The organism is Burkholderia pulmonis (genome assembly GCF_984667975.1).
On record NZ_OZ480187.1, the window covers coordinates 66187 to 79277 of the forward strand.

10 protein-coding genes are annotated in these 13091 nt (G+C 68.7%); 7 read left to right on the top strand and 3 right to left on the bottom strand.

The window, feature by feature from the left end; genetic code table 11:
* Nucleotides 1-13: 13 nt before the first annotated feature.
* The 5 genes from AC5LXK_RS17075 to AC5LXK_RS17095 all read left to right on the top strand — a co-directional run bounded on the left by AC5LXK_RS17075 (nucleotide 14) and on the right by AC5LXK_RS17095 (nucleotide 7743).
* Nucleotides 14-1462, top strand: coding sequence for an aldehyde dehydrogenase (locus tag AC5LXK_RS17075; RefSeq protein ID WP_493392671.1), 1449 nt, complete (start codon nucleotides 14-16; stop codon nucleotides 1460-1462).
* Nucleotides 1459-3363: a feruloyl-CoA synthase gene (locus tag AC5LXK_RS17080; protein WP_493392672.1), complete on the top strand. Its 1905-nt coding sequence runs from the start codon at nucleotides 1459-1461 to the stop codon at nucleotides 3361-3363. The genes AC5LXK_RS17075 and AC5LXK_RS17080 overlap by 4 nt, the downstream gene beginning before the upstream one ends.
* 205 nt (nucleotides 3364-3568) lie before the next feature.
* Nucleotides 3569-4777, top strand: coding sequence for a 3-(3-hydroxy-phenyl)propionate transporter MhpT (gene mhpT / locus AC5LXK_RS17085; protein WP_493392673.1), 1209 nt, complete (start codon nucleotides 3569-3571; stop codon nucleotides 4775-4777).
* 67 nt (nucleotides 4778-4844) lie between these two features.
* Nucleotides 4845-5993 carry a porin gene (locus AC5LXK_RS17090; RefSeq protein WP_493392674.1) on the top strand — a complete coding sequence of 383 codons (1149 nt, stop codon included), beginning with the start codon at nucleotides 4845-4847 and terminating at the stop codon, nucleotides 5991-5993.
* 28 nt (nucleotides 5994-6021) lie between these two features.
* The gene (locus AC5LXK_RS17095) at nucleotides 6022-7743 is read left to right on the top strand and encodes a tannase/feruloyl esterase family alpha/beta hydrolase (protein WP_493392675.1); all 1722 of its coding nucleotides are present in this window, start codon (nucleotides 6022-6024) and stop codon (nucleotides 7741-7743) included.
* A gap of 69 nt (nucleotides 7744-7812) precedes the next feature.
* Here AC5LXK_RS17095 and AC5LXK_RS17100 read toward each other — a convergent pair whose 3' ends face one another.
* Complete coding sequence (locus AC5LXK_RS17100) at nucleotides 7813-8289, bottom strand: Lrp/AsnC family transcriptional regulator (RefSeq protein ID WP_493392676.1); 477 nt, start codon at nucleotides 8287-8289, stop codon at nucleotides 7813-7815.
* A 179-nt stretch (nucleotides 8290-8468) separates the two neighbouring features.
* Here AC5LXK_RS17100 and AC5LXK_RS17105 point away from each other — a divergent pair, with 179 nt between their 5' ends.
* Together AC5LXK_RS17105 and AC5LXK_RS17110 are read left to right on the top strand one after the other, a co-directional pair.
* Nucleotides 8469-9701, top strand: coding sequence for a diaminopropionate ammonia-lyase (locus tag AC5LXK_RS17105; RefSeq protein ID WP_493392677.1), 1233 nt, complete (start codon nucleotides 8469-8471; stop codon nucleotides 9699-9701).
* A 29-nt stretch (nucleotides 9702-9730) separates the two neighbouring features.
* Nucleotides 9731-10915, top strand: coding sequence for a M20 aminoacylase family protein (locus tag AC5LXK_RS17110; RefSeq protein WP_493392678.1), 1185 nt, complete (start codon nucleotides 9731-9733; stop codon nucleotides 10913-10915).
* Between the two features lie 16 nt (nucleotides 10916-10931).
* Here AC5LXK_RS17110 and AC5LXK_RS17115 read toward each other — a convergent pair whose 3' ends face one another.
* The gene (locus tag AC5LXK_RS17115; RefSeq protein WP_493392679.1) at nucleotides 10932-12290 is read right to left on the bottom strand and encodes an aspartate aminotransferase family protein; all 1359 of its coding nucleotides are present in this window, start codon (nucleotides 12288-12290) and stop codon (nucleotides 10932-10934) included.
* A 290-nt stretch (nucleotides 12291-12580) separates the two neighbouring features.
* The gene (locus tag AC5LXK_RS17120; protein ID WP_493392680.1) at nucleotides 12581-13090 is read right to left on the bottom strand and encodes a GNAT family N-acetyltransferase; all 510 of its coding nucleotides are present in this window, start codon (nucleotides 13088-13090) and stop codon (nucleotides 12581-12583) included.
* Nucleotide 13091: the final 1 nt, after the last annotated feature.

Sequence of the window (13091 nt, forward strand, 5' to 3'; positions counted from 1 at the left end):
GGCAGGAGACAACATGACCGACAGACGGATGCTGATCGCCGGCGAGTGGTGCGTCGCCCGTGACGGGCGCACCTTTGACCGACTCAACCCCGTGACAGGCGCGCTCGCATCGCGCGCGCCGGCGGCCGGCCTCGACGACGCCGACGCGGCGATCGACGCCGCGCACCGGGCGTTTCCCGCGTGGGCGGCGCTCGCGCCGACCGAGCGCCGCCGGCTGCTGCTGAAGGCGGCCGACCTGATGGACGCGCGTATCGACGCGTTCGTTGCGACCGGCGTCGCCGAAACCGGCGCGACGCCGGGCTGGATCGGCTTCAACGTGATGCTCGCGGCGAACATGCTGCGCGAAGCCGCGTCGATGACGACACAGATCGCGGGCGACGTGATCCCGTCCGACGTGCCCGGCAATCTGGCGCTCGCGATGCGCGTGCCGTGCGGCGTCGTGCTCGGCATCGCGCCGTGGAACGCGCCGGTGATCCTCGGCACGCGGGCGCTTGCCATGCCGCTCGCGTGCGGCAACACGGTCGTGCTGAAGGCGTCCGAAGCGTGCCCCGGCGTGCATGCGCTGATCGGCTCGGTGCTGGACGAAGCGGGGCTCGGCGCGGGCGTCGTCAACGTGATCACGCACGCGGCGGCCGATGCACCGGCGCTCGTCGAGCGGCTGATCGCGCATCCGCACGTGAAACGCATCAACTTCACCGGGTCGACGCACGTCGGGCGCATCATCGCGCGCCACGCGGCCACGCACCTGAAACCCGTGCTGCTCGAACTCGGCGGCAAGGCACCCGTGCTCGTGCTGGACGATGCCGATCTCGACGCGGCGGTTGACGCAATCGCGTTCGGCGCGTTCTTCAACCAGGGGCAGATCTGCATGTCGACCGAGCGCGTGATCGCCGCGCGGCCGATCGCCGATGCGCTCGTCGAGCGACTGGCCGCGAAGGCGCGTACGCTGGTCGCGGGCGATCCGCAGGCCGGCCATCCGCTCGGCACGATGGTCGATGCGTCGGCGGCCGCGCGCGCGGCGTCGCTGGTCGAGGATGCGCGTGCGCATGGCGCGAGCCTGCCGCTCGGCTGTCGCGTCGAAGGCGCGACGATGCAGCCCGCGATCGTCGACGGCGTGACGCGCGACATGCGGCTGTATCGCGAGGAGTCGTTCGCGCCGGTCGTCGCGATCCTGCGCGCGGACAGCGACGACGAAGCCGTCGCGCTCGCGAACGACAGCGAGTTCGGGTTGTCGTCGAGCGTGTTCAGCCGTGATGTCGCACGCGCGATGGCGGTGGCGCGGCGGATCGAATCGGGCATCTGTCACATCAACGGCCCGACCGTGCACGACGAAGCGCAGATGCCGTTCGGCGGCACGAAGGCGAGCGGCTACGGCCGTTTCGGCAGCCGCGCGTCGATCGCCGAATTCACCGAGCTGCGCTGGATCACCGTGCAGACCACGCCGCGTCACTATCCGATATGAGCGACGCGACGATGAACGTATCGAATCCTTCGGACGACGTCGCGCGTGATAGGGACGGCGTGCGCTATCGCGCGGCGGCGGTCGCCGCGGGCGCCGCCGACATCCACCGCGCCGACGACGGCACGTGGTACCTGCGTGCCCGCGAACCGCTCGGCGATTACCCGGCGCGTCTGACCGACTGCCTCGTGAATGGGGCGCACGCGCACCCCGACCGCGTGCTGGCCGCACGACGCGGCGAAGACGGCAACTGGATCGAGATCACGTACGCGCAGATGCTCGAACGCTCGCGCGCACTCGGGCAGGGCCTCGTCGATCTCGGCCTGTCGGCCGAACGCCCGCTCGCGGTGCTGTCCGGCAACGACCTCGAACACCTGCAACTGATGTTCGCCGCGATGCTGGCCGGTGTGCCGTATGCGCCGATCTCGCCCGCGTATTCGCTGGTATCGACCGACTACGGCAAGCTGCGCCACACGCTCGGCGTGCTGCGGCCGGGGGCGGTGTTCGTTGCCGAGCGCGCGGCGTTCTCGCGTGCACTCGATGCGGCACGGCCGGCCGACGCGACGCTGATCGTCGCACGCGATGCCGATGTCGATGCACCGGGCGATGATGCCGTGCCGCTGTCGCGCCTGCTGGCGACGGTACCGCGCACGATCGACGCGATCCACGCGGCGGTTGGTCCCGATCATCTCGCGAAGATCCTGTTCACGTCCGGTTCGACGAAGCGGCCGAAGGCCGTGCCGACCACGCACCGGATGCTGTGCAGCAACCAGCAGATGCTGCGCCAGACGATGCCCGAGCTGACACGTGAGCCGCCGGTGCTGGTCGACTGGTTGCCGTGGAATCACACGTTCGGCGGCAGTCATAACCTCGGCATCGCGTTGTACAACGGCGGCACGCTGTACATCGATGACGGTCGCCCGGTGCCCGGCCGTTTCGACGAGACCGTGCGCAACCTGCGCGAGATCGCGCCGACGATCTACTTCAACGTGCCGAAAGGCTGGGAAGAGCTGACCGTCGCGCTCGAACGCGATGCCGCGCTGCGCGACACGTTCTTTTCGCGCGTGAAGCTGTACTTCTTCGGTGGCGCGGGGCTGTCGCAGGCCGCGTGGGACCGGCTCGACCGCGTGACCGACGCGCATTGCGGCGAGCGCATCCGGATCATGGCCGGGCTCGGCATGACCGAAACGTCGCCGTCGTGCCTGTTCACGACGGGTCCGCTGATGCGTTCCGGCTATATCGGCCTGCCCGCGCCCGGCTGCGACGTGAAGCTCGCGCCGTGCGGCGGCAAGCACGAGTTGCGCTTCAACGGGCCGAACGTGATGCGCGGCTACTGGCACGCCGATGTCGATTCGCGCGACGTGTTCGACGACGAAGGCTATTACCGCAGCGGCGACGCGGCGGTGTTCGCCGATCCCGGCCGGCCGGAATTCGGGCTGCAGTTCGACGGGCGGCTGACCGAGGATTTCAAGCTGAGCAGCGGCACGTTCGTCAGCGTCGGGCCGTTGCGCGCGAACGCGGTGTCGAGCGGCGCGCCGTACGTGCAGGACGTGGTCGTGACCGGCATCAACCGCGACGACATCGGCCTGCTCGTGTTTCCGCGCGTCGATGCGTGCCGCACGCTCGCGGCGCTCGGCGCCGATGCCGCCGTAGCCGACGTGCTGCGCGCGCCGGCCGTGCGCGCGGTGTTCGGCACGTGGCTCGCGGCGCTGAACCGGCACGCGAGCGGCGGATCGACGTTCGTCGCGCGCATCCGGCTGATGGACACGCCGCCGTCGCTCGATCTCGGCGAAGTGACCGACAAGGGTTCGCTGAACCAGGCCGCCGTGCAGCAGCATCGCGCGGCGACGATCGACGCGCTGTACGACCCGGCGCGCAGCGATCCCGACGTGATGCACGCGTAAGGACACAGCCAGCCACACATGCAGCAACCTGCCGGCGATGCGACCGGCGGGCTTTTTTACGGCCAGTGAATCAGGCTGCCTGATAACAAGGGCGTCCATTCAACCGACCCATCGCGCGCCTGTCCGCCCCTGGCCGGTGGCGGCGCGCACAGCGAGCGGCCCTGCGAGGCACGCCGACGACAAGACAACAAGGATTGGAGACACGATGAACACCTACGTTGCCGAAAGACGACCGGCCGTTGCGATGACACTCGCGCTGTGTTTCGCGATCGCGCTGCTCGAAGGGCTCGACCTGCAGTCGGTCGGCGTCGCCGCGCCGCGCATGGCGCGCGAATTCGGGTTGACCGTGTCGCAGATGGGTATTGCGTTCAGCGCGGGCACCTTCGGGCTGTTGCCGGGCGCGATGCTTGGCGGGCGGCTCGCCGACCGGATCGGCCGCAAGCGCGTGCTGATCGTGTCGGTCGCGCTGTTCGGGCTGCTGTCGATCGCCACCGCGCAGGTGTCGAGCTTCGCGATGCTCGTCGTCGTGCGCGTGCTGACCGGTATCGGCCTCGGCGGCGCGATGCCGAACCTGATCGCGCTGTCGTCGGAAGCGGTCGAGCCGCGTTCGCGCAGCAGCGCGGTGGCCGCGATGTATTGCGGGATCCCGTTCGGCGGCGTGATCGCATCGCTGATCGGCGTGCTGCTCGCGGGCGATACCGAGTGGCGGCACATCTTCTACGTCGGCGGCGCGGGGCCGCTGCTGTTGTTGCCGCTGCTGGCGATGCTGCTGCCGGAATCGCGCGCGTACCTCGACATCGCCGGCACGCCGGCCGCGCGCACGAGCGTCGCCCGCACGCTGTTCGGCGACGGCCGCACGGTATCGACGCTCGCGTTGTGGATCAGCTACTTCTGCACGCTGATCGTCCTGTACTTCCTGCTGAACTGGCTGCCGTCGCTGATGGCCGCGCGCGGGCTCGACCGCGAGCATGTCGGCCTCGTGCAGATCGCGTTCAACGTCGGCGGCGGGCTCGGCGCGCTCGGCATCGGCGCGGCGCTGGATCGGATGCGTGCGTCGCGCGTGGTCGGCGGCATGTACGTCGGGATCGTGCTGTCGCTCGCCGCGCTGGCGGCGGCGCCGGGCTTCGCGTCGCTCGCGGCGGCCGCGTTCGCGGCCGGCATGTTCGTGATCGGCGGGCAGTCGGTGCTGTATGCGCTCGCGGCGATCTACTACCCGACCGCGATGCGCGGCACGGGCGTCGGCGCGGCGGTGGCCGTCGGCCGGCTCGGCTCCGTCGTCGGGCCGCTCGCGGCCGCGACGCTGCTGGCCGCCGGCCGCAGCGCACCGGTCGTGATCGGCGCGAGCATCCCCGTCACGCTCGTCGCGGCCGTCGCCGCGCTGCTGCTGATCCGCCGCCCGCAGGCACGCGACTGACTTTCCACGGTTTTTCAATGCGCGCCGTCAGAGCGCGCAATCACTCGAGGTCTGGAGACACAACGACATGAAGAAGAACACCAGGAACGGCCTGCTGGCCGCCGGCGCGTGCTGCGCGCTTGCCGCGCCGGTCGCGCACGCGCAGTCGAGCGTGACGCTGTACGGGATCATCGATACGGGCGTCGAGTTCGTGTCGCATGCGAACGCGGCCGGCGATCACGTGGTGCGCATGCCGGCCGTGACGGGCGAACTGCCGTCGCGCTGGGGGCTGCGCGGCGCGGAGGATCTCGGCGGCGGGTATCAGGCCGTCTTCACGCTCGAAAGCGGCTTCAACGTGCGCGGCGGCGATCTCGGCCAGGGCGGCCGGCTGTTCGGCCGGCAGGCGTTCGTCGGGCTGAAGGGCGGCTTCGGCACGCTCGCGTTCGGCCGCCAGTACACGATGACCTACCTCGCGCTGCAGGGTGCGGACATCATCGGCCCCGACATCTACGGGCTCGGCTCGCTCGATGCCTACGTGCCGAACGGCCGCGCCGACAACGCGGTGACCTATATCGGCACCTATCGCGGCGTCACGCTCGGCGCCGCGTATTCGTTCGGCCGCGACGGCGCGGGCACCGGCAATTCGCCGGGGCAGGGCACGTGCGCGGGGCAGGTGCCGGGCAATACGGTCGAATGCCGCAACTGGTCGGCGATGCTCAAGTACGACAGCGCGTATTTCGGTGCGGCCGCGTCGTACGAGGAACAGCGCGGCGGCACGGGCGCGGCCGCGAACTTCTTCGACGGCGTCGCGCCGGTCGCCTTCACGAGCAGCGCGGGCAAGGACGCACGTGTGCACGTGAGCGCGTATGCGCAGGCGGCGGGCGCACGGATCGGCGCGGGCTGGATCGGGCGGCGCGTGTCGACCGGTTCGCCGGCCGCGGCCGGCGCGCATTCCGACCTGTTCTTCGTCGGCGCGTCGTATGCGGTGAAGCCCGATTTCGTCGTCGACGGCGAAGGCTACCGGATCGTCAACAGCGCACACGACACGCGCGCGACGATGGCCACGCTGCGCGCGACCTACCTGCTGACGAAGCGCACGTCGGTCTACGCGCAATCCTCCTATCTGTGGAACAGCGCACAGGCACGCTACGCGGTCAGCGGCGGCGGGGCCGGCACGACACCCGGCGAGGGGATGGGCCAGCTCGGTGCGATGGTCGGCATCAAGCACATGTTCTGAACCGGCGGCTCGACGAACGGGAGTTATCTTGAACAGACAATCTGCATTCCTCTTCATTGCGCCGATTTCCGCGCTCATGCTTGCCGGTTGCGGCGGCGACGATTCGGTCAGCTCGGCGCCGACGCACCTGAGCGCCGCGACACCGGCCGCGATGGCGCAGACCTGCGATGCGCTCGCCGCGAAGCTCGCGTATGCGAACACGTCGTTCACGTCGGTGACGACTGCGGCCGCCGGTGCGCTGACGGTGGCCGGCCAGCCAATCGCCGAGCACTGCGTGATCGAAGGGAAGATGAACGAGCGCGTGAGCGCGGTGGACGGCAACACCTATGCGATCGGCTTCGAGATGCGTTTGCCGAAAGCGTGGAACGGCCGCTTCTTCTACCAGGCGAACGGCGGGCTCGACGGCAACGTGGTGACCGCGACCGGCGAGATCGGCGGCGGCGGCCCGCTGAACGATGCGCTGAACATGGGCTTCGCGGTGATCAGCTCGGATTCCGGGCACAGCGCCGCGCAGAATCCGCTGTTCGGCATCGATCCTCAGGCGCGGATCGACTACGGCTACGGCGCCGTCGATGCGCTGACGCCGATGGCGAAGCAGGTGATCCGGCTCGCGTACGGCAAGGCGCCTGACCGCAGCTACTTCGACGGCTGCTCGAACGGCGGCCGTCACGCGATGGTCACGACCGTGCGCAACCCGGCCGACTACGACGGGATCATCGTCGGCGATCCGGGTTTCCATCTGCCGAAGGCGGCGATCGGCGAGATGTACGGTGCGCAGCAGTTCGCGAAGATCGCGTCGGCGACGGGCACGAACGGATTGCCGGATATCCGCAGCGGCTTCACCGACGCGGAGCGGCAGTTCGTCGGCGCGAAGATCCTCGAGAAGTGCGATGCGCTCGACGGCGCGGCCGACGGGATGGTGCAGGACGTTGCCGCATGCCAGGCGCACTTCAGCGTCGATACGGATATCCCGACCTGCGCGAACGGCACGCGCACCGGTGCCTGCCTGACGCCCGCGCAGAAAACCGCGCTGGAGAACGTATTCGCGGGGGCGCACAACAGCGCGGGCACGGCGCTGTACGCGAGCTTTCCGTACGATCCGGGCGTGGCCGGCAGCGGCTGGGCCGCGTGGAAGCAGTCGAATTCGGTCACGCTGGATCCGGCCGCGATGGCATTCACGTTCATGACGCCGCCGAAAACCGCCGCGACGCTCGCGAACCTGCCCGGGTTCGCGCTCGGCTTCGACATGGACACCGACGCGCCGGCGATCTTCGCGACGAACGGCGTGTACACGCAATCCGCGTGGTCGTTCATGACGCCGCCCGACGAGACTAACCTGTCCGCGCTGAAGGCGCGCGGCGCGAAACTGATCGCGTATCACGGCACGGGCGACCCGGTGTTCTCGTTCAACGATACGCGCGACTGGTACGCGAACGTCGCGCAGGCGAACGGCGGCGACGCGTCGGATTTCGCGCGCTTCTATCCGGTGCCGGGGATGAATCATTGTTCGGGCGGCCCGGCGACCGACCAGTTCGACATGCTGACGCCGCTCGTCGCGTGGGTCGAGCAGGGGCAGGCGCCTGCCGCGATCGTGGCCGCCGCGCGCGATACGACGAACGCGGTGCCGAATGCCGACGTGCCCGCATCGTGGGGCGCGGGCCGTACGCGGCCGCTGTGCCCGTATCCGCAGGTCGCGCGCTACAACGGTGCGGGCGATGTAAATTCGGCGGCGAGCTTCAGTTGTCGTTGAAGTAGCCGTCGATGGGAAGCGGCCGGCAGTTTCGCGCCGGCCGCTTCATGCCTGCCAGCAGGCGCTCACTCACTCGCCAAGATCGACCGGCACGTCGAGCCCGACCTTCACGCGGCTCATGCTCACCAGCGTCTTGAACCGCTTCACGTTGTTGTTCTCGAAGAACAGCTCGCGCGTGAGCGCGTTGTACTGATCCATGTTGCGCACCGCGAGGATCAGCACGAAATCCCATTCTCCCGTCACGTAGTAGCACTGCTGGATCTGCGGGCAGCGCTCGAACGCGTGCTTCATCGCGTCGAGCTGGTCGATCTGCTCGCTCTCGACCTCGACGTTCACGACGATCGTCAGTGGATGATCGACCTTGTCCGGCGCGATCACGGCCGTATAGCGTTCGATCACGCCGTCTTCCGCGAGCCGTCGCAGCCGCCGGTTCACGGCGGCGGTCGACAGGTTGACGCGCGCGCCGAGCTCGGCCTGCGGCGTGTGCGCGTCGCGCTGGACTTCCATCAGCAGCTTGCGGTCGAACGCATCGAGAGGGGTCGTCATGATGGCGCGTGAAACCTCGAAAGAATGAGAAATTTTTGCGTTGGGATGGCCAATTTGGCGATTTTATTGACCGGCATGCGCAATATTATTTTCCAACCGACGGCGAGCGCAACCCGCGCTTGCCCGATCCGACCCACCCGACGGGCTGACTGCACCGTCCCGACCCGGAGCTTTCCGCCATGCTGATCGCCAACCCGCGCGCATCGCGCACCGCCTACCCGAACGCGCTGCGCCGCGTGATGAACATCGCGTCGGCCGACGAAAGCGGCGCCTGGCTGTCGCACTGGCCGCTCGTCGGCAACGCGCGCACGCCGCTGCGCGCGCTGCCCGATCTCGCTGCGCGGCTCGGCGTCTCGAGCGTCAGTGTGAAGGACGAGTCGTGCCGCTCGCCGCTCGGCAGCTTCAAGGCGCTCGGCGCACCGATCGCGCTGGTGCGGCTCGTGAAGCGGCTGCGCCGCACGCAGGATCTCGATCCGCAAGGGCTCGTCACCGGCGCCTACGCGTCGGAGCTGGCCGACCTGACGGTGATCAGCGCGACCGACGGCAACCACGGCCGCGCGCTCGCCGCCGCCGCGCGCGCAATCGGCTGCGGGTGCGTGATCGTGCTGCATGCGAACGTCGATGCCGAGCGCGAACGCGCGATCTCGGCCTACGGCGCGCGGATCGTACGCATCGCGGGGAACTACGACGAATCGGTCATCAGTGCGGCGCAGCTGGCGCAGGCGAACGGCTGGTACGTCGTGTCGGATACGTCGTACGACGGCTATGAAGCGATTCCGCGCGACGTGATGCAGGGTTACGGCGTGATCGCCGCCGAAGCGGCTGCGCAGGCGGCGGAGGAAGACGGGCGGCCGTTCACGCATGTGTTCCTGCAGGGCGGTGTGGGCGGCCTCGCCGCGGGCGTCGCGAGTTATCTTTGGGAACGTGACGGCGTGCAGCGGCCGCGCTTCGTCGTCGTCGAGCCGCGGCAGGCCGATTGCCTGTACCAGAGCGCGCTGGCCGGCCGCGCGACGAAGGCGACCGGCAGCGTCGATTCGGTGATGGCCGGGCTCGCGTGCGGCGAGGCGTCGCCGCTCGCATGGGATTTCCTCGAGATGTGCATCGACCACTTCATGCTGATCGACGACGAAGACGCGGTGCAGACGATGCGCGGCCTCGCGGCCGGCAGCGAGCGTGATGTGCCGCTCGTCGCCGGCGAATCGGGTGCGGCGGGTGTGGCGGGCCTGGCGGGACTGATGCGCGACCCGGCGCTCGCGCGTCAGGTCGGGCTCGACGCGAATGCGCGCGTGCTGGCGATCAACACGGAAGGGGCGACCGCGCCGTCCGTGTACCGGAACTGCGTCGGCGAGACGGCCGACGCCGTGCTCGCGCGACAGCGCGACTGGCTGAACCGCGCGGCGGTGGCGGCCTGAACGACATGACGACAGACGAGGCGAATGCAATGGACGCAATCGACGCAAATGAAGAAAGCACGCTGCAGGGGCAACTGAAGACCTGGCGCCGCCATCTGCACCAGTACCCCGAGACGGGTTTCGAAGAAGTGAACACGTCGGACTACGTCGCGCGCATCCTGACGACGCTCGGGCTCGACGTGCAGCGCGGGATCGGCGGCACGGGGCTCGTCGCGAGCCTGACGGCCGGCACCGGCACGCGCGCGATCGGTATCCGCGCGGACATGGATGCGCTGAACATCGCCGAGCACGCGCCGGACCGCGAACACGCGTCGCGCACACCCGGCAAGATGCATGCGTGCGGGCACGACGGCCACATGTCGATGGTGCTCGGCGCCGCGCGGCTGCTGGCCGAGCGCAAGGATTTCGACGGTACCGTGCGCTTCATTTTCCAGCCGGCGGAAGAGCATGGCCGCGGCGCGAAGGCGATGATGGCCGACGGATTGTTCGAGCGCTTTCCGGTCGACGCGATTTTCGGCGCGCACAACATGCCGGGCATGCGTGCGGGCACGTTCTCGACGCGCGCGGGCGGCATCATGGCGAGCGAAGACAATTTCGTGATCCGGATCGACGGACGCGGCACGCACGCGGCGCGTCCGCACATGGGCATCGATCCGATCGTGATCGGCTCGCAGATCGTGCTCGCGCTGCAGACGATCGTGTCGCGCAATCTCGATCCGGGCCAGCAGGCGGTGATCTCGTGCACGGAGTTCATCACCGACGGGCTGCGCAACGTGCTGCCGTCGACGGTGACGATCAAGGGCGATACGCGCAGCTATTCACGCGACGTGCAGGCGCTGCTGGAAACGCGGATGCGCGAGATCAGCGAAGGGATCTGCCGCACGCACGGTGCGGCCTGCACGTTCGACTACACGCACGAGTTCGCGCCGACGGTGAATTCTCCGGAATGGGTCGACACGGCCGTGCAGGCCGCTGCGCAGATTGCAGGCGCCGACGCGGTGAACGCCGACGTGCAGCCGATGATGATCTCGGAGGATTTCGGCGCGTTCCTGCAGGCGGTGCCCGGCAACTTCGTGTTCATCGGCAACGGCGAAGCCGCCGGGCGCGGCGGCGTGCCGCTGCACAACGCGACCTACGATTTCAACGACGAGATCCTGCCGGTCGGCGCGCGGTATTTCGCAGAAGTGGCGCGGCGCGCGTTGCGCGCCGCGTAGCGGCCGGTTCGTCGCGTCACACCAGTTCGCCGAGGCACGCGTCGAACTGCGCGACGAGCCGGTCGACATCGTCGTCCGTCGTCTGCGGGCACACGAGCATCATGTTGTGGAACGGCGTGATCAGCACGCCGCGATTCAGCAGGTACAGGTGCACGACGTGTTCGAGTTCGCTGTCGAGCTGCGCGCCGGCGAGCGTGCCGTTGCGCGGCGGCACCGGTGCGAACTGAAACTCGGTGCGCGCGCCGATGCGCGTCACGCACCATGGCAGCCCGTGTTTCTCGATCACCTGTTCGAGGCCCGTCGCCAGCCGTGCGGCGAGTTCGAACATGTGCGCATACGCGGCGTCGGTCGCGACTTCGGCCAGCGTCGCGCGCATCGCATGCATCGCGAGCATGTTCGCGGTGAGCGTCGTGCCGATGCCCGAATGGCCGGGCGGCGCGTTCAGCTTGGCCTGCTTCGCGCGTTCCGCGAATTCGGCGCTGAAGCCGTACACCGCGCACGGTACGCCGCCCGCGATCGGCTTGCCGACCACCAGCATGTCCGGTTCGAGATCGTGCGCGACCGCGTAGCCGCCCGGGCCGCTGCTGATCGTGTGCGTCTCGTCGATCACGAGCAGCGTGCCGTAGCGGCGCGTCAGCTCGCACGCGGCGCTCCAGAAGCCCGGGTCGGGCAGCACCATGCCGATGTTCGTCATCGCGGGCTCGGCGAGCACGCACGCGACTTCGCCATCCTTCAGCGCGGCTTCGAGCGCGGCGAGGTCGTTGAATTCGACGACGCGCGTGTTCGCGAGCAGGTCGTAGGACTGCCCGAGCAGGCTGTCGCGTTGCACCGGGCGGCCGTCGACGAGATCGACGAACACGTCGTCGACCGTGCCGTGATAGCAGCCGTTGAACACGACGATCGTATTGCGGCCGGTGGCCGCGCGGGCCCAGCGCAGCACGAAGCGGTTCGCGTCGCTCGCGCTCAATGCGAATTGCCACACCGGCAGCTTGAAGCGGCGCGCGAGTTCGCGCGATACCCATACGGCATCTTCGCTCGGCAGCATCGTCGTGTAGCCGCGCGTGGCCTGCTCGACGAGCGCGCGGGCGACCGGTTCGGGCGCATGGCCGAACATCGCGCCCGTATCGCCGAGGCAGAAATCGACGTAACGATGACCGTCGACGTCGGTGAACGTCGCCCCGCGGGCTTCCTTCACATAAAGCGAGAACGGTGTCGACCAGTCCTGCATCCAGTGCAACGGCACGCCGAACAGCAGGTGCTCGGACGCTTCCGCAGAGAGGGCGCGGGAGACCGGCATGGTTTCGGTGAATGCCTGGCGCTCGCGATCGAACAGCGCGCGGGCGCGGATGAGGTCGACTCCGTGGCGGGAAGGCAAAGGCAGCTCCTGGGCTGTGAAGAGGGGGAAACGATAGCGCGGGCGACGGGGGGCTGAACAGAGGCGGAATTACCGAGGCGGGTGGTAGTGGCGACAAGGCGCGGGGCGCGAGCGGAACACGCGATATTTTTTAAAAGTTTTTGCGCATAAACCGGCGATGGCCGGTTTGTTCGCTTTATTGAATGGAAAGTTGGTGGGCGCTCACATCTTTGACATCGAATTCGGCCTGGATGGCGAGTGTGTCGGGAGTTGCGGGCCTGCGTCTCCCGTTTCCTGGCTGCGGTGTCGCGTTACGCCAGCGTTTTTACCATGTGGTGCTCGTCGTAGAAGCGGCCGTTGACGAACAGGGAGCGCGGCTCCGTGCCGAACCGCACGAACCCCTGCGCCGCATACAGCCGCTCCGCAGTGCCGTTGACCTCGTTCACGCACAGCATCAGCTGCTTGCACTGCCATGCCTGCGCCGCATGCCCGGTCGCGCTTTCGAGCAGCGTCTGCGCGATGCCCTGCCCGCGATACGCGGGATCGACGAACACGCCCCAGATCGTCGCCTTGTGCGCGATCTTCGTGCGCGCATCGCGGCGCACGCCGGTGATGCCGACGAGCGTATCGCCGTCGAATGCACCGAACACCGCGCGCTCGTGGGTCGGCGTGATGCGCGTCGCGAACTCGTCGACCGGCACCTGCGATTCTTCGTCGAGCGTCGGCAGGAAAGACGTGGGCGCGGTGTCGACCGCACGCAGGCGAACGGTCTGGAAACGGGCGGCGTCGGCCGCATCGAGCAGGCGGGTCGTGATCGTCATC